A 19158-nucleotide genomic window follows, 5' to 3' on the forward strand; every position below is an offset into this window, starting at 1 on the left:
AGACTTCGCCTCCTCCGCGCGTAAAACAACACGCCCGTCAGAAACCGGCGCACCATAAGACCGAAGCAAAGACTTCGCCTGATACTCGTGGATGTTCATGCAGATATCCCGCCTTCTGTGATTTGCGACAGGTATAGCCACAGGTTGATGCGGGATTTAACCTATTTCACGCCCTGAGCCGCTTTTTCATACCTTTTTGCAGTATTTGTGATCACGCGATTTTTACCTGTGATCACAAAAATTATCTTTTGGCTTGTGTCGAATCGAAGCTTTGGCGCGACGCTGCACTTCCGTTAGGCATGGCCTCGGGCGACACCGAGATCGCACCTAGAAGGCGCAGAAAAGCCTGCAGCTATCCTTGCTGTTACGGCTGAGACCAGCGTCACTCCGAACATGGGCGGAAGGCCGGGCAGATGCAAAAGAACACAACGAAAAACAAAAGAACGCGCGGATCCAAAGAACCGCGCGTTCTATAATCATCTAATCGACACAGCTTCAGGCGAGCGAGTCGTCGATCCCCTTGCACGCCTCTACAAGACCTTTGACGGCCTTTACCGAGGTGTCGAACATATCTTGCTCTTCCTTGGTGAGCTTGATGTTGACGATCTTCTCGATACCGCCTGCGCCGATCACGGTGGGCACGCCCACGTACATCCCCTTCAGGCCAAACTCTCCGTCGCAATAGGCCGCGCATGGCAGCACGCGCTTTTGGTCCTTAAGATAGGCCTCGGCCATCTCGATCGCCGATGTCGCAGGCGCGTAAAAGGCCGAACCGGTTTTAAGCAGGCCGACGATTTCGGCACCACCATCCCGGGTGCGCTGCACGATCGCGTCGAGCTTCTCCTGAGTGGTCCAGCCAATCTCTACAAGGTCCGGAAGCGGAATGCCGGCCACAGTGGAGTAGCGGACCGACGGCACCATCGTGTCGCCATGCCCGCCGAGCACGAAGGCCGAAACGTCTTTCATCGAGACATCGAATTCGAGGCTGAGGAAATGGCGGAAGCGCGCGCTGTCCAGGACACCGGCCATACCGCAAACCTTTTCGTGAGGCAGACCCGAGAATTCGCGAAGTGCCCAGACCATTGCATCCAAGGGGTTGGTGATGCAGATCACGAACGCATCGGGCGCATTGTCCCGAATTCCCTCTCCGACGGACTTCATGACCTTCAGGTTGATGCCCAGAAGATCATCCCGGCTCATGCCCGGCTTGCGGGGCACGCCGGCGGTCACAATGCAGACATCTGCGCCGGCGATATCGGCGTAGTCCTGCGTGCCCTTCAGTTTAGCGTCGAATCCCTCTGCAGGCCCCGATTCTGCGATATCCAGCGCCTTGCCCTCGGGCGTACCCTCGGCGATATCGAAAAGGACGACATCCCCCAGTTCCTTCAGGGCGGTGAGATGGGCAAGGGTGCCGCCGATCTGTCCGGCGCCGATGAGCGCGATCTTGGATCTGGCCATGTGATTGTCTCCGGTCGGTTGAAATTTTCGCGCAAGGGCTAGTGCCAAATGCCGCTTGGCGCAAGGGTGCTGCAATGCGGCATAACTCATCTCCGGGGCTATCGCCGAAGCGGCGAAGCAGCTAAGGGCTTGTTCGCCAAGGTTTTGAAAGGAGCGGGCATGGCCGGATTCGGCTGGGATGTTTTCGCTGTCGGCGTCTTTGCAGCGATGTTTTCCGGGATTTCGAAGGGCGGTTTCGGTTCGGGTGCGGCGTTTGCCGGGTCGTCGATTCTGGCGCTCTTTGTCGATCCGGGAACGGCGCTCGGTATCATGCTTCCACTCTTGATGCTGATTGATGCGACCAGCGTCCGGGCGTATTGGCGCAAATGGAGTTGGCCGGATGCGCGCCTGATGCTTCTTGGCGCATTGCCCGGGGTACTTTTCGGAGCAGCGCTTTATTCAGTGGTGGATGACGACGTGATCCGGCTTCTGATCGGGACGATTTGCCTTGTCTTCGTGGCCTGGCAGGTGATGACAAGAAGTGGAGCCATCGCAAAAAGCCGGACCAATCTGCCTCGGGCGGCTGGAGTAGTTGCCGGGATCATAACGGGGTTTACCAGCTTCGTCAGCCACGCTGGAGGACCACCCGCAGCGGTCTACTTGCTTTCGCGTGGTCTTGAGAAGACAACCTATCAATCGACCACGGTGCTGGTTTTCTGGATCATGAATATCGTCAAATTCGTGCCGTATGCCTTTCTGGGCATGTTTACACTCAGGACGCTGACGGTGGATCTTTTCCTCGCCCCTTTCGCAGTTCTCGGCGCGTGGCTCGGGGTCAAGGCGCACAGGCTTGTCTCCGAGAATTTGTTTTTTGGGCTGACCTACCTGCTTCTGGTGGTTACCGGGATTAAACTGATCTGGGACGCACTTGGCTAAGGTGGTCAGGCATCGTTGCCTTCGGCAGGCAATACATCTGCGATGGTCTCGAACGCTTCACCGCTGGCTACGAGACACGTCATTCCGCGGACCGAAGTGACCGTGATGCTCCACGTGCCGGTCTCGGCAGAGGCGAAAATCTCGACCACGGCGTTATTCGCGCCGAGGCCGATGGACTGTCGCGATTCGCCATATGTCTCGGCCAGCCGAGCCACGATCACGTCGCGAGGTGCGCATCCGGGCTGCGCAAAAAGCGCGCTCGGCAGAAAGGCCATCCAAGCCGTGGTCAGGACGGCGGTGAAGGGCGCCGGGAGGATCGCTTTCATTGTGTTTCCCTTTCTCAGTTTGTCCCTGCCGTTGTCCAAAAATCTGTGTGGAAGGCTGCCAAAAGACGGTTAACATCCCGTTCGCCGATACGGTCTGGCAAGCTTTCTGCACTGCGGCACAAATCTGCTTGAACTTTTTGCGCAAAAAATGCCATTGCTGCGCAAGAATATTTCAGGACTTGATCCGAAGGAGCCAGATAGATGGATCTGCAAACCCATCCATACCGTTCCGTGCTGTACATTCCGGGCTCGAAGGAACGCGCGCTCGACAAGGCGCGCAGCCTGCCGTGCGACGCGATTATTTTCGACCTCGAAGATGCCGTGGCGCCAGATGCCAAGGCCGAAGCGCGAGCGACGCTCGCACAGGCTTTGAGCGACGGCGGCTATGGCAAGCGGGTCAAGATCATCCGAACGAACGCTTTGACCACTGAGTGGGGTTTCGAAGATGTGCGGGTTTTGTCAAAGGCAGGTGCTGACGTCATTTTGCAACCCAAAGTGAATACCTATGCGGACGTTGATAATCTTTCGGACCTAATCGGGCCCGACCTGCCGATCTGGACGATGATGGAGACACCTGCCAGTGTCTTCAATGCTAGGGAAATCGCCGCCCATAGGCAGGTTACAGGCCTTGTGGCAGGCACGAACGACCTCACGAAAGAACTGGGCTGTCGCTACAGGGCAGACCGGATGCCACTTCTGGCATCGCTGCAGATGATCGTGATGGCCGCGCGGGCTGCCCGCGGTGTGGTAGCGCTTGATGGCGTCTACAACCGGTTCCGGGATGGTGAGGGGCTTAAGCATGAATGTGAACACGGTCGCGACCTGGGTTTCGACGGCAAGACCCTGATCCATCCGGCGCAGATTGAAATTGCCAATACCGCCTTCGCACCGACGCAGTATGAGATCGATCTGGCTAAACGTCAGATCGCCGCTTTCGAGGAAAGCCAGAAACAGGGGCAGGGTGTGGCCGTCGTAGACGGGCAGATTGTCGAAAACCTGCATGTGGTCGCCGCGCAGCGGACAATCGCAAAGGCAAAGTCTATCGCTGAGATGGCCGAGTTGGTCGAAGAGGAAAACGCATGATCTACCTGCTTCTTGGCGTCCTGCTGTGGTCTGGAGCGCATCTTTTCAAACGCTTGGCTCCGGATGCCCGCGCGGCGATGGGAGAAAACGCCGGCAAGGGCATCATCGCTTTGCTGCTGGTGGTCAGTATCTGGCTGATGGTCAAAGGCTACGGACAGGCGGAGGGTGCGGTTTTCTGGGGTCGGCATCCCGCTCTGGTGGGCGTGAATAATCTCCTGATGCTGCTCTCGGTCTACATGTTCGCCGCCTCCGGGATGAAAACGGGCCTTGCGCGCAAGATGCGGCACCCGATGCTTGGCGCGGTCAAAGTGTGGGCCCTGGCGCATTTGCTGGTCAACGGTGACGTGCCCTCCTTAGTTCTTTTCGGCGGTCTTCTGGCTTGGGCGGTGGTCGAGATGATCCTCATCAACAAGTCCCAGCCCAGCTGGTCACCGCCTTCTCCTGCGCCGAAATCAAAGGAAATCGCCGCTGCCGTGGGCAGCGTAGTGGTCTATGCTGCCATCGCCGGCGTCCATTACTGGCTCGGCTATCCGGCATTCGGATGACACGATGAAAATATACAGGTTTCTCACGGCTGACGATACGTCCGCCTTCTGCCACAAGGTGAGCGCAGCGCTTTCGCACGGTTGGGAGCTCTACGGAAATCCGACCTACGCGTTCGACGAGGCGAACGGCGTCATGCGTTGCGGCCAGGCGGTGACCAAGGAAATCGAGGGCGATTACCGCCCGGACATGAAGCTTGGGGAACAGTGACGATGGTCAAGACAAATCCGGGCCGTTTTTTCGAAGATTACCGCCTTGGCGATGTAATTCATCACGCCGTACCGCGCACCGTGGGTTCTGGTGAGCGCGCGCTTTATCATGCTCTTTACCCCGCTCGACACGCCCTTTATTCCTCGGATGCCTTTGCCCGCGCATGCGGTCTGCCGAAAAGCCCGCTCGACGATCTTGCGGCGTTTCACGTCGTGTTTGGCAAGACCGTGCCGGACATATCCCTGAATGCTCTGGCCAACCTCGGATACGCCGAGGGGCGTTGGCTCTGCCCCGTATACGAGGGCGACACGCTGCGCGCGACGTCGGAAGTTATCGGGCTCAAGCAGAATTCGAACGGCAAGTCGGGCGTCGTCTATGTCCGATCGCGCGGTATCAACCAAAATGACGACGTGGTGATGGAGTACGTTCGTTGGGTGATGGTGCGTAAGCGCCAGCCCGGAACCGAGGCACCGGCGCCGGTGATCCCGGAATTGAAGAAGACACTGACGGTGGAGGACCTTTGGATCCCTGAGGGCCTGTCCTTCGAAGGGTATGATTATACGCTGGCCGGTGAGACACATCGCTGGGGTGACTACCAAATCGGCGAGACCATCGACCATGTTGACGGCGTCACAATCGAGGAAGCCGAGCATATGATGGCCACGCGTTTGTGGCAGAATACCTCAAAAACCCATTTCGACACCGAACAGCACGCCGATGGCCGGCGTCTTATCTATGGCGGCCACGTCATTTCGATGGCGCGCACGCTTAGTTTCAATGGCTTGGCCAACGCGCAGTTGGTTGTCGGGATCAACGCGGGCACACATGCCAATCCCTGCCACGCGGGCGACACGGTTCGGGCCTGGTCGGAAGTGCTTGATAAGGCAGAGACCGCCGTGGCGGGTGTCGGTGCTTTGCGCCTTCGGCTGGTGGCGACCAAGGGCGGGGAGCCGTTCCGTTTGAAAGGCGATGATAGCAAATACCTGCCCCACGTCCTGCTCGATCTCGATTACTGGGCGCTGATGCCGATCTGAATTTTCCTTAGCCGTATGTTAAACCTTGGAGCCTAGCCTCTGCCTGACAAAATGGGAGAAACGCGGATGCAGGCGGTCAGACGTTACAAGGCAGATGGCATGCGGTGTCTGGTGGTCGAGGATAGCCGGCACGACCAAGAGATGATTCGCCGTGCCTTGCGAGGTGCGCGGGTAAATGCAGAAATGACGTGTGTCGGTACGCTCGCGGATGCTCGTAAGGTTCTTAAGAATGAAACCTTCGACATGATCCTCGTCGATAACAGCCTGCCGGATGGGCGCGGCAGCGATTTCGCCCGGGATCTAGCGGGCCGAGACGGGTTTCGCAGAACGCCCATCGTGATCGTGTCAGGTTGGCCGTCGCCGTTCATGTGGGACAAGGCGCGTGAATCCGGACTTGCGGTGATCGACAAGACCGATGAACCGATACTGCGATTGAGGGACATGTTTCGCCGGTCTTTGCGATCAACGGGTGGCCAAGCCGCGGTCGGCTGTTGAAGCGCGTTTCTGCCTAGTTAGTGGAACGCAAGGTAGACCTGCATTCTTCGTGGCAGTTACCTTTCCGGTTTCGGTCTTGGCATATAATGTCGGCGTGTCCATCACCCGAGCCGAGCAGTGAATAACGTGTGATCACAAAATTCCAAACACGATAATTGATGAAAAAAGTCTTTTGTCATCCTGTCCGGCACCAGAGGGCTCCACCGCACAAGCAGCAAAGAACGATTCCCGATTGCCTTTTCGTGATCACACATGAATTCTTGTGATCACGTATCAAGAAATTGCGACGATATGCCGGGCCAATATCGGCATTGGCGTTTGCACCGGCAGCATTAGGTCAGGTAAAAGCAATCGCAGCACAATGGGCGGACGTTGCGACGCGTGGCGAGGCCCTGGCAGCAAGAAGGAATGCTTCATGGCTGACGTGAACCGCGGCAATCGCCCGCTTTCACCCCACCTGACGGTGTATCGACCGCAACTGACCTCTATGACGTCGATCCTGACCCGGATCACTGGAAATGCTTTGATCCTGGCGGCGCTTCTGACAGTCTGGTGGTTTCTGGCTGCGGCAACGTCCGAGGAATACTACGCCACCGCCGACGCGGTAATCACGAGTTGGTTCGGCGATTTGGTGATGCTCGGGTCTCTCTGGGCGCTTTGGTACCACACGCTGGCCGGCATCCGGCACCTTATTTGGGACAATGCTATGATGCTCGAAGTCGAGACCGCCGAAAAACTTGGTTGGGGCGTGATCGGCGGATCGATCATGCTTACGATCATCACTGTGTTCATCGTTTGAGGGGCGGCACATGCGTTATCTGACCGATCGAAAGCGCGCCGTAGGACTTGGTGCGGCAAAATCCGGGGTACACCACTTCTGGGCGATGAAAGTTCAGAGTGTCGCTCTGCTCATTCTCATCCCTTTTTTCGTCTTCACATTCGGCCCTATGCTGGGCCAGCCCTACGAAGAAGTGACCGCTTATTTTGCACGGCCTTTCCCTGCGATTGTCGCCGGTTTGACAATCGTGGTTGGCTTCAAACACTTCGCGGACGGTTGCCAGGTGCTGGTAGAGGATTACGTGCACGGACTTGCGCAGAAAGTGACGATCATCCTGGTCACCTGCCTGAGCTATGGCGCCATGGCGACCGGCCTTTTTGCCATCGCTCGCTTGGCCCTTTGAAATCGGAGTAGGATCGAATGGCTGCTTACGAATACGAGACGCATGACTATGACGTCGTGGTGGTGGGAGCCGGCGGGGCAGGCCTTCGCGCAACGCTCGGTATGGCCGAGCAAGGCCTGCGCACGGCTTGCGTGACAAAGGTTTTCCCGACCCGTTCCCACACCGTTGCCGCGCAAGGCGGCATCGCCGCGTCGCTTAGCAACATGGGACCCGATCACTGGCAGTGGCATATGTATGACACGGTAAAAGGGTCGGATTGGCTCGGCGACACGGATGCGATGGAGTACCTCGCTCGCGAAGCGCCCAAGGCTGTCTACGAGCTTGAGCACTACGGCGTTCCATTTTCGCGTACCGAGGAAGGCAAAATCTATCAGCGCCCCTTCGGTGGACACACGACGGAATTCGGGGAAGGCCCGCCGGTGCAGCGTACCTGCGCCGCCGCCGACCGCACAGGACACGCGATCCTGCACACGCTTTATGGGCAGAGCCTCAAGAACAACGCTGAATTCTACATCGAATATTTCGCCATCGATCTGATCATGAGCGATGATGGCTCCTGCACAGGCGTTGTGTGCTGGAAACTCGATGACGGCACCATCCACGTTTTCAACTCCAAGACCGTCGTTCTGGCCACTGGCGGCTATGGCCGCGCCTATTTCTCGGCCACGTCTGCGCACACCTGCACTGGCGATGGCGGTGGAATGGTGGCGCGTGCGGGCCTTCCACTTCAGGACATGGAGTTTGTGCAGTTTCATCCGACAGGGATCTACGGCTCAGGTTGCCTGATCACAGAAGGCGCTCGCGGTGAGGGCGGTTACCTGACAAACTCGGAAGGTGAGCGTTTCATGGAACGCTACGCGCCGCAGTACAAAGACCTTGCGCCGCGCGATTACGTCAGCCGCTCAATGACGATGGAGATCCGCGAGGGGCGCGGCGTAGGTGAGAACGCAGATCATATCCATCTCAACCTAAGCCACCTGCCGGCCGAGGCGCTTCAATTGCGGTTGCCAGGTATCTCGGAGTCGGCGCGCATCTTTGCCGGCGTCGACGTGACCAAAGAGCCGATCCCGGTTCTTCCGACGGTTCACTACAACATGGGCGGCATTCCGACCAATTACTGGGGTGAAGTGCTTAATCCTTCGAAGAAAGATCCGAATTCGGTCGTGCCCGGACTGATGGCCGTGGGCGAGGCAGGTTGTGCCAGTGTGCACGGTGCCAACCGGCTGGGATCCAATTCGCTCATTGACCTTGTGGTGTTTGGCAGGGCCGCGGCAATTCGTGCCGGCAAGGTCGTTGACCGCGAAAGCGCGGTGCCGGACACCAACAAGGCGCAAGTCGACAAGGCGCTCGACCGTTTCGATAGCATGCGGCACGCCGACGGCACCGTTCCGACGGCAGAACTTCGCCTCGAAATGCAGCGCACCATGCAAGAAGATGCTGCCGTATTCCGGACCTCTAAAACGCTCAAGGAGGGTGTCGAAAAAATGGACGCCATCGCGAGCAAGATGGATGATTTGAAGGTCACTGATCGCAGTCTCGTGTGGAATTCCGATCTAATGGAGACACTCGAACTGACCAATCTCATGCCGAACGCGCTTGCCACGATCGCCGGGGCCGAGGCGCGGCACGAAAGTCGCGGCGCCCATGCGCACGAGGACTTTCCCAAACGTGACGACGATAAATGGCGTGTGCACACGATTACGCGGGTCGACGGCAAGTCGGTCGAGTTGAGCTATCGGCCGATCATCGAGGACCCTCTGACACAGGAAGATAAGGGCGGCATCGCGTTGAAAAAGATCGCGCCAAAGGAACGAACGTTTTGATTTGTCCGCTCGGTCCGAAACATCTGCGTCCGAATTTGGCCGCCTCATCGGGCATTGGTGCGCGCGGCTGTCTCGTGACCATTCTCGCGGCGCCCCTGCTGATTTCAGCCTGTAGCGCCGCGAATGACGTGGCCGATGCCGTTACGCGAGATCGGGCAAAAACCGTGGTCAACGCCGTCGTCGAGCGCCGTTTTCCCCGCGTCAACGCGGCACCTGTGACGGACTGTGTGATCGATGCGGCCTCTGCCGGGGAAATCCTGACGATCGCGCGCGACTCGGTCGGTGGCGTACAGCCAGCCACTGTCGATCTTGTCGTGGATATCGCAAGCCGGCCAGAGTCGGTGCAATGCATTGCTGAAAACGGCCTGACGCTACTGGCGGGCTGAACGGAGGAAACGGTATGGTACAACTCACGCTTCCCAAGAATTCGCGGATTACCAAGGGCAAAACCTGGCCCAAGCCAGAGGGTGCCACGAATGTGCGCAAGTTTCAGATCTACCGCTGGAACCCCGACGACGGCAAAAATCCACGGGTCGATACCTATTTCGTCGACATGGACAAATGCGGCCCGATGATTTTGGATGCTCTGATCAAGATCAAGAACGACATCGACCCGACGCTGACTTTTCGGCGATCCTGTCGCGAGGGCATCTGCGGATCCTGTGCGATGAATATCGACGGGATCAATACCTTGGCGTGCATCTATGGCCTCGACGAGGTTAAGGGCGATGTAAAGATCTACCCGTTGCCGCACATGCCGGTGGTCAAGGATCTGATTCCGGATCTTACGCATTTCTATGCGCAGCACGCGTCGATCATGCCTTGGCTTGAAACCAAAACGAACCGGCCCGCGAAGGAATGGAAGCAGTCAATCGAAGATCGCGCCAAGCTCGATGGTCTGTATGAATGTGTGATGTGCGCATCCTGCTCGACCTCTTGCCCGAGCTACTGGTGGAACGGGGACAAATATCTAGGACCAGCCGCGCTTTTGCATGCCTACCGCTGGATCATCGACAGCCGGGACGAGGCAACGGGCGAGCGGCTTGACGATCTGGAAGATCCTTTCAAGCTTTACCGCTGTCACACGATCATGAATTGCGCCAAGACATGCCCCAAAGGTTTGAATCCGGCCAAGGCGATTGCGGAAATCAAAAAGATGATGCTTGAACGCGCGGTTTGATCCGCGCGTCAGGTTTCCGGTTCGTCCCGGTCGAGCAAGGACAACAGGTCTGTCATGCGTTCAAGCTGCCCAGGCTTGGCGCGTGGCGCCATGAAGGATGCAACTGCATCTGCGTAAACGCCGGCCTGTTCTGCCAGAACGCTTTGACCTCGTCGCGTGACCTCAACGGTTTTGGCGCGTTGGTCGTCGGGGTTCGGCATTCTTGAAATCAGCATGTCGCGTTCCATCCGGTCCAGAAGACGCGAAACGGCGTATTGAGGCATCAGAAGATCGTTTTCAAGCGCTTTAGCGCCGTGCGTGCCGGCGTTTATGGCGCTCAGTGCCTCAAAGATTTCCAATGGGGGCAGATTTTCAAGTTTCAGAGCCGTGTCGATTTGCTCACGCCCCTTGATATAGGCCCGCGCAATGGCACGCCACGTCCTTGAGTGTTGGGGCACAGGCTCGATCATGCCATGACTTTGCAAGCATCTGCATTGGAAAACAAGTCGCAGACTGCGCAACATCTGCACACGTGCGGCGCCGCAACCATGTTCGCCACCCGAAGCGAGAGCCGGTACGGAGATCCGGGCACGGCCCTGCGGTTTTGGCGGGAACGCGCCCCTGACCGTGAGGCGCCGACGCCGCCTGAGTTCTGAGCCTTTCCATAGGGTGCATATGCCTGATACCATTAGCAAAGATGCAGGGCTGGACCATGGGCCCTGCTGTTTTTGGGAACCTTGCGGATCGTGATCGTCGTAGTCGGCCTGATCGTGGCCTTTCTTCTTATCCTGGTTTTTTCCAATCGCCGCACCCGGCAATGCCGCTGGCGGGAAGATCGGCGCGGCGACCGGGATGGTATGAAGAAATTCCGTTGTGCGGCGTGCGGAGCCGAAGCCTTTACCGATACCGGAGCGGCGCCGGTGACTTGCCAGAGACCGAGCTGAAAGGACAAGCGATCATGACGCAAGAGCCTGAGGACGCCGACGCGCGCCGTGCCGTCAAGCCGGTGATCTGCTATCCGAACGACAGCCTGCCGGAGCCGGACCTTGCGCTTTATGCTAGGGCGCGGGAAGCGGCGCGGAAGGTGGACGAGGTGACCGTTGCCCCGCGCGATGCGGCGTGTTTCCGGGTGAAAGCGGGCCAGTTTTTTCGCATCAGCAGCGTCGAGGGGCCCCAAGTTGGCGATCTAAACCTCTGGAACGAAAGCGATTTGTCCGAAAGGTTCTATTCCGGCAAGACGCGCGCGCTGCACGGCACCCATTTGAGCACCAAGGCGCGGATGTGGTCGAGCTTTCCCTTCGTGCGGCCCATGGCGACCATCGTGGAAGATACGCTGGACTGGTATGGGTTCGATGAGTTCGGTGGCGGTGTGCACGACGTGATCGGCACGCGGTGTGATCCGTATACTGGTAACCTTCTCAAGGGGTTACAGTATCACTATTGCTGCCATTCGAACCTGACGCGGGCGCTTGCTGACGAGACAGGGATGAGCCTATCCGAGGCGGAGGGGCATGTGCATGATGTGCTCAACGTCTTCATGTGCACCGGGTTCACGCGGGAAACGGGTCAGTATTTCATGAAGGCGAGCCCCGTGCGGCCCGGGGATCACCTTGAATTCTTTGCGGAAATTGATCTTTTGGGAGCCTTGAGCGCCTGTCCGGGGGGCGATTGTTCCTCTGAGCATTCGAGCGATGCCGCGGCGTGTTATCCGCTTCTGGTGGAGGTTTTCGCGCCGGATGATGGTGCTCTGGGCGAGTGGGTCAGCCCACCGGTCAACGGTTATGACCGAAGCCACGGGCGGTGAGACGGGCGCGTCACCGTGCGGTGGATTAATCTGTGGCTCTGGTCCCAAAATGGGGATGCACAAGCTGTACACAGGCTGTGCACAGGCCGTACACCGGCGCAGTCGAGCCTTTTTTGATGTCCTGTCGTTTACCTTTGGTCCAAATGTGCAACCGGATGCCTGATTCCTGACATAGGCCAAAAGACGCGCCACGCCTCACGATTTCCCGACCTCAACGCAATTGAGCCGAAGGCGTATCTTCGACTTGGCCCGCCGATTTTACGTATCGCAGGCAGCCGAGCCCAAGCGCGGGGTGATGCGTTGGCGTTGTAGGTTTGTGTTGCCGCCGCGTTCGGATTTCGCTGGTCAGATCGGAAAAATTGTCGAACTCTGTTCCGCATGCACAAAACCGGATCAACAGCAGCCATAATCTTTTCGTCGGTGTTGAGCGTCGCAGCGAACGAGGTCTATGCCACCGGTGCTGGAGAGGGTATGTGGGTCACCTACGCGACGGAAGCCAATGGTGACGTCCATGTCTATGATCCATCGCGCGTGGAAGAGACCGGGACGCTGAGGCGGGTTTGGACGGGCATCCGCTACAAGACGTCCGTCATGGGGGCATCCAGTTTTCTGAGCCTCGTGGAAATCGACTGTTCCGAGCGGACTGAGAAAACATTGCAGAGCACTTTTTTCACAGACAAGCACTGGGAAAGGCCTGCCATGAAGACGGATACATCGGAAACGTCAAAGCGCGAGATTGAAGCCGGGTCTACACGGGACAACCTGGCCGAAATCGTCTGCGATTGAGGCTGTTTTAGAAGCCGGCAGACTTTAGGCCGAGAGATCTCAAACCCTAGACGAAAAATTCCCGCGCCACCGAAGTGACGCGGGAAAAGTGTTCATTTAGTTATGTAAGGCTTTGAGATTTACCTCATGCTTTCTGCGGTGACGCGGTAAATCTCACCTTCATCGGTCGCCACATAAAGCGCGTTATCGGGACCCATAGCCAGGCCGCGGAACCGCTGTGAAAAGCCGAGGGGCATGCGGACGATCCCGTTTATGCCCAAGCCACTGGGGGTGAGGCTGATCATGTCGATCCGCGAGCCCTCTGGCGTATCGCCGAAGCCGATCCCCATGATGCCGACCGCCAGACGGCCCTCGTAGATGCCCCAGTTGTCGCCTGTCAGGAAGGCGGCAGAGCCAGTGCCTTGCGAGAAGCCATTGTTGTTCCACGACGGCGGCATCAGATCGTCGAAGCGCGTGTCGCTCATCGGCGTGTAGGCCGCGCGCACGGCGGGATCCATCCCGTCCATCTGGTTGGGTTCATAGCCGCAATACTCATCCGGGCACTCGCCCCGGCCTCCGACATTCTGCGCAGGGTCCCAGCCGGCATTGCCACCGTTCACCAGCGCGGTGATCTCGTCATTGTGCCAGGGGCCATGTTCCGCCGTGAAGGCCTTGCCGTCGCTCGGGCGGAAGTCGATGCCTTGGACGTTTCTGTGGCCATAGGTGTAGATGCGCGGGTCAAAGCCCTCGGGCGGGTTGTTGTCCGGGTGGGCATTGCCGTCCATGTCGATCCGCAGGACCTTGCCGCACAGAAGCGTGCCGTCCTGAGGGCAGATGCCGCGGTGCCGGTCGCCGCCGGCCACCCAGAGATACCCGCCGGGCCCGATGCGAATCCGTCCGCCGTTATGGGCGCCGGGGCCGCCGAACGGCTGATTGGAATCGAACGGCTTGAACTGAATATCCGTCACGATGTCGGTTCGATCGCTGACGCTGGTGAGATCTTCGCTGACCGTGAAGGTCATGACGATGTTGCCGTCGCATCTTTCGAAATTGGTCTTGCAGCCATCGCCGTGATATTTGTTCGACGTCGAATAGACGGCAATTCTGCGGTTGTCGGCGAAGTCGCGGTCGACGGCCACGCCGAGCATCCCTGCCTGACCCTCGCAGAAAAGGTCATCGCCGCTATCGGCATAACCGGTCGTCTCTTCCATGCCGTAGAGCTTATGCACGGTGCCGTCGGATGTTCTGACCGAAAGACCATTGCATTTTTCGGTGAAGAACATCGTGCCGTCCGGCAGGAACGCCATGTCCCATGGGCTCTCAAGCCCTTCAAGAACGACGGAGGACGAGATCTTGGGCACATCCATGCCTTGGTGATTGTCTGCCTGAGCGGCAAACGGCAGTCCAAGAACCATGGCACCGGCCATGAGCCCTGACGCTACCTTTCTTTTTAGGATATTCATGTTTTCCTCCCTTTAGTTTATTTTTATTCAGCTTCGTATTTTCACATCCTCCAAATACGGTGCCGAATGATCGATCTACTCATCTAACAATGGCGTTGCCGAGAGCCTTGCTGCCGCTGAACGTGTAAGCGGGGAAAATCAACATCCCCCAAAGAGCCAGGCCCTTGAAAAATATGCGCAAAGGTTCCTCCCGGAGCCGTTCCGACTCGCAGATGAAAACTATCGCTTACTTTCTCGGTTTAGCAAAAGTATTTCTTGGGCAGCCACCAGACGAGGTTGAAGACACCTTGGGAAGGACAGGCTTGCTGACCTTTGGGCGGCGCTGATGTTGCCCGTTTCGGACGGTGACCGGCATAGACCTGACGGTTCACCATCATACCCTTCGTAGCCGGTTGGCGGCCTTTCCTGCGCCCAAAAGAAAACCCCGCGCGATGGCGGGGTTTTCTGCAGTCATACGTCAGAGGGGCTTCAGCCTTGGCGGGCCTTGAAGCGCTTCTGAGTTTTGTTGATCACGTAGACGCGGCCTTTGCGGCGCACGACGCGGCAATCGCGGTGCCGGTTCTTGAGCGAACGCAGCGAGTTCTTGACCTTCATCGGTCCTCTCCTTTGTCGCGGCGCGGGCCAGCGCCTGAGTTGCGGGTGTTCCGGCCAGCAGGGCCGAAACAGCGAATTCATGGTGGGCGATACAAGGTTCGAACTTGTGACCCCTTCGATGTCAACGAAGTGCTCTACCGCTGAGCTAATCGCCCATGAATACCCAAAACGGACCTGCCCCAATAAATAGGGGCGCGGAAATCCGCGCCGGGTAGCGGGGTCTATAAAAGGAGTCGGAAGACGGATCAAGGGCTTTTAGAACCCCGAATTCGGTCTATGATACACGCTCAGGAGCATGCATGTCCAAACCGGCCTTCACACTGACCCGACCAGAGCGGCGAACCACCTCGGTCGTCTTTGCCTCGCCCCATAGCGGGCGGGCCTATCCGTGGTCTTTCCTGCGCCGGACAGCCCTTGACGAGCAGGCCATCCGCAGTTCCGAAGACGCCTTTGTCGACGAACTGTTCGATGCCGCCCCCTGCCACGGGGCCCCGTTTCTGACGGCCGGCGCGCCGCGCGCCTTTGTTGATCTCAATCGCTCGACCGAAGAACTCGACCCCGCTTTGATCGAGGGTGTCCGCAAGCTGGGACACAATCCGCGCGTGGCCTCTGGTCTTGGGGTGATCCCCCGTGTCGTGGCCAATGGCAAGGCGATCTATTCCGGCAAACTGACCATGGCCGAGGCCAAACGGCGCATCGACACCTACTGGACGCCCTACCATGACGCGCTGCGGGCGGAGATGGATCAGGCGCATGCGATGTTCGGAGAGGCGATCCTGGTGGATTGCCATTCGATGCCGCACGAAGCGATGGATATCGTCGCGCGCAGCGGGGCGCGGCGGCCCGAAGTGGTGTTGGGCGACAGGTTCGGAGCGGCGGCCAGCGAGGCGGTGGTCGACCGGATCGAAGAGGCGTTTAGGCGGGCCGGTCTGGTCGTGACGCGAAACACGCCTTTTGCCGGGGCTTATATCACCCAGCAATACGGACGGCCCGCGCAGGGGCGCCATGCCGTGCAGGTCGAGATCGATCGTGCGCTTTACATGAACGAGCGGCTGATCCGGCCCAACGGGAACTTCGCGGCCTTCAAGCGCCTGCTGGACGGTGTGATCGCGCAGATCACGGAAATCGGCCGGGCCGACGCGCGGCCTTTGGCTGCCGAATAGGCCAGGTTTTATCGCAACGATCGACCCTTGAGGATCGCGTCCGGGCCGAAGCGGGCGCGGATCTTATCGGTGGCGCGCTCGGCCTCGCCGCGGCGCAGGGCGTCGGGGTCGAGCAGATCGCCCGAGACATCGGCGGCGGCCTCGGTGACGAGATCGGACATACCGACACCCAGAAGGCGGTAGGGCGCGTCGTGATCCACCTGATCGAACAAACCGCGCGCCGTGCGATAGATGCGGTCGGCCAGCTGGGTGGGTTCGCGTAGCGCGTGCCGCCGGGTCAGGAGCGAGTGATCGGCGCGCTTGAGCTTGAGCGTGACCACGCGGCCTGCTTTCGATTTGGCCTTGGCGCGGTCCGCGACCTTTTCGGCCATGCGCCAGATATGCCCGTCGAGCACGTCGGCATTGGCGGTGTCCTCGCCAAAGGTGGTCTCGTTAGAGATTGATTTCACAGGGGAATTGGCGGAGACGCGGCGGCGGTCCTGGCCCCTTGCCAGATGCCAGAGCCGGTCGCCGAGAGAGCCGAAACGCGCAATGAGATCCGTGCGGTCCCAGCGCAGGAGGTCCGAGAAGCGGCGAATGCCGGCCTTTTCGAGAGACGCCTGCGCCGACTGACCCACGCCCCAGATCAACGAGACAGGTTTGTCGTGCAGAAAGTCCATCGTTTCGGCCTCTCCGATCACCGAAAAGCCATGCGGTTTGTCGAGATCCGAGGCGATTTTCGCCAAAAACTTGTTGTGACTCAATCCGATAGACCCGGTCACGCCAAGTTCGGCGCGCATTCGGCGCACGAGCTGCGCCAGCATGACCGCAGGGGGCGCGCCGTGCAGGCGCGCGGTGCCGGTGAGGTCGAGAAACGCCTCGTCGAGCGAGAGCGGTTCCACATCCGGGGTGAGATCGAGCATCATGGCGCGGATGGCGCGGGAGATCTCGGCGTAAAGCTCCATCCGGGGCTTGATGATGACCGCGTCGGGGCAGAGCTTCAACGCCTGAAACATCGGCATGGCCGAGCGGACGCCACAAATTCTTGCGATATAACAAGCGGTTGAGACGACCCCGCGCCGTCCGCCGCCGATAATCACGGGCTTGTCCGCAAGTTCTGGCCGGTCGCGTTTTTCGACGCTGGCGTAGAACGCGTCGCAATCCATGTGGGCGATGGAGAGCGTGAACAATTCGTCATGCGCCACGACGCGCGGACTGCGGCACGCGGGGCAGCGTGGGCCGGTCTCGAACGAGGTCAGGCAATCGCGACACAAAGACGGCATGGCGGGGATCTTGTACAAATTGTACGAGCGGAACGACCCCAAAAGTGCAGATTGTACAAAAATGTCAAACGCGGATTCCTTCTCGGGCGCCAAGCTTGTGCTGTTTCTGGGTGACCGGATCGTCGTGCTGAGGCGCGATGTGAAACCGAGGCTTGAGTGGCCGGGATGTCTCGACCTGCCTGGCGGGGGACGTCACGGCGGGGAAAGCCCGGAGGACTGCGTGCTGCGCGAGACGCGGGAAGAAATCGGTTTGCGGCTTGATCCCGGCGATCTGGTCTGGCGGTGTTTTTACCGCGAGCCGAACCGGGCGTGGTTTTTCGCGGCACATCTGCCGGAGGCGCGGGAGAGCGACATAGTGTTTGGGGCCGAAGGAAGGGGCTGGCACCTGATGCGGCCCGAAGATTTCGTCAACGCACCGGACGCCATTCCGCATTTCCGGGATCGGGTGGGCGCCTATCTTCGTGTGAGGGCGCGTGTGGAAGGTCGAGACAAGGGGCGCGGTTAACACGGCCTGACTGCTGCGTCCGCCCCACGCGCCGAATGTCAGGACTTTGTCCTGTCGTCCCCGGTGTCTGCCTCTGTTTCCGCCTCGGCCTCTGCCTGATCGTCAGGCACGGATTTGATTTCGAGATCATTGTAGTTGTTCGGATCGAAATCTTCGGGGTCGTAGGATTCTTCGCCCTCGGGGATGGCCGTGACGTGGGTGGTGCCGGTTTCCTCGTCATAGGCCAGGCCGTAGGTCGCGGTGCCCTCGGATTTATAGCGGCGATATTCGTGGATACCGGCGTAGATGAAAATGCCGGTAAACGGGACAAGGATGAGAGCGGCGATAAGCTGGGCTTCCATGGAAAGCTCCTTCTTATGAAGTGCGCGTGTGTCAGGTCTGGGCCGGCGCGCGGGATGCAGTGATGTCACTGCGCCGGGGCCAAGCATGATCCGGCCCAAGCAGGCGCGCCATTCGGCCTGCGTCTTTCTCGGGAGGGTCGCCGCATGAGGCCCGAGGTTCAAGCGCTTTCTCGGGGCGGGGTCGCGGGCGCGCCTAGGCGGCGATTTCGCGCAGGATCGCGTCGGCGGCGGCCCGGGGATCGGGCGCGGCCCAGATCGGGCGGCCGACGACGATGTGATCGGCGCCGTCTTGAAGGGCCTGCGCGGGGGTGGCAACGCGTTTCTGATCGCCCAGATCGGCGCCTGCGGGGCGCACACCGGGGGTGACGATCAGGCGGCCCGTTGCCTCGGGCAGGGCGCGGATCATCGCGGCCTCTTGCGGAGAGGCGATCACGCCGTCGGCGCCGGCCTCGAAGGCGCGGGCGGCACGGGTGGCGACGAGATCGGGGATCTCGCCCGGGGCGATGAGCGACGCGTCGAGATCCGCGCGGTCAAGCGAGGTCAGCACGGTGACGGCGAGGATCTTCATGTCCTTGCCTGCCGCGCCCTCACAGGCGGCGCGCACGACGTGGGGGTCGCCATGCACGGTGAGGAAATCGAGATCGAACTGCGCGAGGCCCCGCACGGCGGCCTCGACCGTGGCGCCGATATCGAAAAGCTTCATGTCGAGAAAGATGCGCTTGCCGTGGTCCTGTTTGAGTTCGTTGGCGAGCGCGAGGCCGCCGCCCGTCAGCATCCCGAGGCCGATCTTGTAGAAGGACACGGCGTCGCCCAGCCGTTCGGCCAATTGCAGACCGGACAATGCGTCGGGCAGGTCGATTGCGACGATCAGGCGGTCATCGGCCATGGTGGCACGCTCCGTTCTTTGGTGACGCGCCCTTGTTGCGGGTTGCCTGCGGGGCGTCAACCCTTGCCGTCCGTCCCGGGCCAGGCGGTCCCGCTCTGTCAGGTGAATTTTCCCGGTCCGCATGAGATACCCCGCACGCTCACGAATA

The 19158-nt window shown here is 59.5% G+C and carries 23 protein-coding genes and 1 tRNA gene; 15 read left to right on the plus strand and 9 right to left on the minus strand.

Annotation, left to right across the window (positions count from 1 at the left end; all coding sequences use genetic code 11):
- Window positions 1-495: 495 nt before the first annotated feature.
- Window positions 496-1458: a malate dehydrogenase gene (gene mdh, locus EZV60_RS18010; protein WP_135507302.1), complete on the minus strand. Its 963-nt coding sequence runs from the start codon at window positions 1456-1458 to the stop codon at window positions 496-498.
- Between the two features lie 159 nt (window positions 1459-1617).
- Here mdh and EZV60_RS18015 point away from each other — a divergent pair, with 159 nt between their 5' ends.
- Complete coding sequence (locus EZV60_RS18015; RefSeq protein WP_135507304.1) at window positions 1618-2373, plus strand: sulfite exporter TauE/SafE family protein; 756 nt, start codon at window positions 1618-1620, stop codon at window positions 2371-2373.
- A 5-nt stretch (window positions 2374-2378) separates the two neighbouring features.
- Here the strand turns inward: EZV60_RS18015 and EZV60_RS18020 are convergent, their stop codons facing one another.
- Complete coding sequence (locus EZV60_RS18020) at window positions 2379-2699, minus strand: hypothetical protein (RefSeq protein WP_425353575.1); 321 nt, start codon at window positions 2697-2699, stop codon at window positions 2379-2381.
- A 201-nt stretch (window positions 2700-2900) separates the two neighbouring features.
- Between EZV60_RS18020 and EZV60_RS18025 the strand changes: the two genes are divergently transcribed.
- The 10 genes from EZV60_RS18025 (at window position 2901) to EZV60_RS18070 (ending at window position 10248) form a co-directional block, all read left to right on the plus strand.
- Window positions 2901-3782, plus strand: a complete 882-nt coding sequence (locus EZV60_RS18025; protein ID WP_135507307.1) for an HpcH/HpaI aldolase/citrate lyase family protein — start codon at window positions 2901-2903, stop codon at window positions 3780-3782.
- Window positions 3779-4327 carry an NnrU family protein gene (locus EZV60_RS18030; protein ID WP_135507309.1) on the plus strand — a complete coding sequence of 183 codons (549 nt, stop codon included), beginning with the start codon at window positions 3779-3781 and terminating at the stop codon, window positions 4325-4327. The genes EZV60_RS18025 and EZV60_RS18030 overlap by 4 nt, the downstream gene beginning before the upstream one ends.
- Window positions 4328-4331: 4 nt before the next feature.
- Window positions 4332-4535 (plus strand): DUF1737 domain-containing protein, encoded by a 204-nt coding sequence (locus EZV60_RS18035; RefSeq protein ID WP_135507311.1) that lies wholly within the window; start codon window positions 4332-4334, stop codon window positions 4533-4535.
- Window positions 4536-4537: 2 nt separating this feature from the next.
- Window positions 4538-5569: a MaoC family dehydratase gene (locus tag EZV60_RS18040; protein WP_135507313.1), complete on the plus strand. Its 1032-nt coding sequence runs from the start codon at window positions 4538-4540 to the stop codon at window positions 5567-5569.
- A gap of 66 nt (window positions 5570-5635) precedes the next feature.
- On the plus strand, window positions 5636-6064 hold the full coding sequence (locus tag EZV60_RS18045) for a response regulator (RefSeq protein WP_167853578.1): 429 nt from the start codon (window positions 5636-5638) through the stop codon (window positions 6062-6064).
- A gap of 415 nt (window positions 6065-6479) precedes the next feature.
- Complete coding sequence (sdhC, locus tag EZV60_RS18050) at window positions 6480-6863, plus strand: succinate dehydrogenase, cytochrome b556 subunit (RefSeq protein WP_135507317.1); 384 nt, start codon at window positions 6480-6482, stop codon at window positions 6861-6863.
- 10 nt (window positions 6864-6873) lie between these two features.
- The gene (gene sdhD, locus EZV60_RS18055; RefSeq protein ID WP_135507319.1) at window positions 6874-7245 is read left to right on the plus strand and encodes a succinate dehydrogenase, hydrophobic membrane anchor protein; all 372 of its coding nucleotides are present in this window, start codon (window positions 6874-6876) and stop codon (window positions 7243-7245) included.
- Between the two features lie 17 nt (window positions 7246-7262).
- Window positions 7263-9068, plus strand: coding sequence for a succinate dehydrogenase flavoprotein subunit (gene sdhA, locus EZV60_RS18060; protein ID WP_135507321.1), 1806 nt, complete (start codon window positions 7263-7265; stop codon window positions 9066-9068).
- 74 nt (window positions 9069-9142) lie between these two features.
- Window positions 9143-9454 carry a succinate dehydrogenase gene (locus EZV60_RS18065; RefSeq protein WP_135507323.1) on the plus strand — a complete coding sequence of 104 codons (312 nt, stop codon included), beginning with the start codon at window positions 9143-9145 and terminating at the stop codon, window positions 9452-9454.
- A gap of 14 nt (window positions 9455-9468) precedes the next feature.
- Entirely contained in the window at window positions 9469-10248 is a 780-nt protein-coding gene (locus EZV60_RS18070) for a succinate dehydrogenase iron-sulfur subunit (protein ID WP_135507325.1), read from the plus strand.
- 8 nt (window positions 10249-10256) lie between these two features.
- Here EZV60_RS18070 and EZV60_RS18075 read toward each other — a convergent pair whose 3' ends face one another.
- Window positions 10257-10697 (minus strand): MarR family winged helix-turn-helix transcriptional regulator, encoded by a 441-nt coding sequence (locus EZV60_RS18075; protein ID WP_167853579.1) that lies wholly within the window; start codon window positions 10695-10697, stop codon window positions 10257-10259.
- 488 nt (window positions 10698-11185) lie between these two features.
- Between EZV60_RS18075 and EZV60_RS18085 the strand changes: the two genes are divergently transcribed.
- Both EZV60_RS18085 and EZV60_RS18090 read left to right on the plus strand, forming a co-directional pair.
- The gene (locus EZV60_RS18085; protein WP_135507330.1) at window positions 11186-12031 is read left to right on the plus strand and encodes an urea carboxylase-associated family protein; all 846 of its coding nucleotides are present in this window, start codon (window positions 11186-11188) and stop codon (window positions 12029-12031) included.
- Window positions 12032-12409: 378 nt separating this feature from the next.
- The gene (locus tag EZV60_RS18090; protein ID WP_135507332.1) at window positions 12410-12817 is read left to right on the plus strand and encodes a surface-adhesin E family protein; all 408 of its coding nucleotides are present in this window, start codon (window positions 12410-12412) and stop codon (window positions 12815-12817) included.
- A gap of 119 nt (window positions 12818-12936) precedes the next feature.
- Here the strand turns inward: EZV60_RS18090 and EZV60_RS18095 are convergent, their stop codons facing one another.
- From EZV60_RS18095 to EZV60_RS18105, 3 genes are all read right to left on the minus strand, one after another.
- Window positions 12937-14259 (minus strand): PQQ-dependent sugar dehydrogenase, encoded by a 1323-nt coding sequence (locus tag EZV60_RS18095; RefSeq protein WP_245306357.1) that lies wholly within the window; start codon window positions 14257-14259, stop codon window positions 12937-12939.
- A 468-nt stretch (window positions 14260-14727) separates the two neighbouring features.
- Window positions 14728-14853, minus strand: coding sequence for a type B 50S ribosomal protein L36 (gene ykgO, locus EZV60_RS18100; RefSeq protein WP_057820407.1), 126 nt, complete (start codon window positions 14851-14853; stop codon window positions 14728-14730).
- An 80-nt stretch (window positions 14854-14933) separates the two neighbouring features.
- Window positions 14934-15008, minus strand: a tRNA-Val gene (locus EZV60_RS18105).
- Window positions 15009-15152: 144 nt separating this feature from the next.
- Between EZV60_RS18105 and EZV60_RS18110 the strand changes: the two genes are divergently transcribed.
- Window positions 15153-16016 (plus strand): N-formylglutamate amidohydrolase, encoded by an 864-nt coding sequence (locus EZV60_RS18110; RefSeq protein ID WP_135507334.1) that lies wholly within the window; start codon window positions 15153-15155, stop codon window positions 16014-16016.
- A gap of 8 nt (window positions 16017-16024) precedes the next feature.
- Here the strand turns inward: EZV60_RS18110 and EZV60_RS18115 are convergent, their stop codons facing one another.
- On the minus strand, window positions 16025-17278 hold the full coding sequence (locus EZV60_RS18115; protein ID WP_135507336.1) for a DNA polymerase IV: 1254 nt from the start codon (window positions 17276-17278) through the stop codon (window positions 16025-16027).
- Window positions 17279-17339: 61 nt separating this feature from the next.
- On the opposite strand from EZV60_RS18115, the gene EZV60_RS18120 reads away from it, so the two are divergent.
- Window positions 17340-17783: an NUDIX domain-containing protein gene (locus EZV60_RS18120; RefSeq protein ID WP_135507338.1), complete on the plus strand. Its 444-nt coding sequence runs from the start codon at window positions 17340-17342 to the stop codon at window positions 17781-17783.
- Between the two features lie 38 nt (window positions 17784-17821).
- On the opposite strand, the gene EZV60_RS18125 is transcribed toward EZV60_RS18120, so the two are convergent.
- Window positions 17822-18124, minus strand: coding sequence for a hypothetical protein (locus tag EZV60_RS18125; RefSeq protein ID WP_135507340.1), 303 nt, complete (start codon window positions 18122-18124; stop codon window positions 17822-17824).
- A 193-nt stretch (window positions 18125-18317) separates the two neighbouring features.
- Window positions 18318-19010, minus strand: a complete 693-nt coding sequence (gene pyrF, locus EZV60_RS18130; RefSeq protein WP_135507342.1) for an orotidine-5'-phosphate decarboxylase — start codon at window positions 19008-19010, stop codon at window positions 18318-18320.
- Window positions 19011-19158 lie beyond the last annotated feature (148 nt).

Origin of the sequence: Roseovarius aestuariivivens (assembly GCF_004761875.1) — a bacterium.
Taxonomy (GTDB): Bacteria; Pseudomonadota; Alphaproteobacteria; order Rhodobacterales; family Rhodobacteraceae; genus Roseovarius; species Roseovarius aestuariivivens.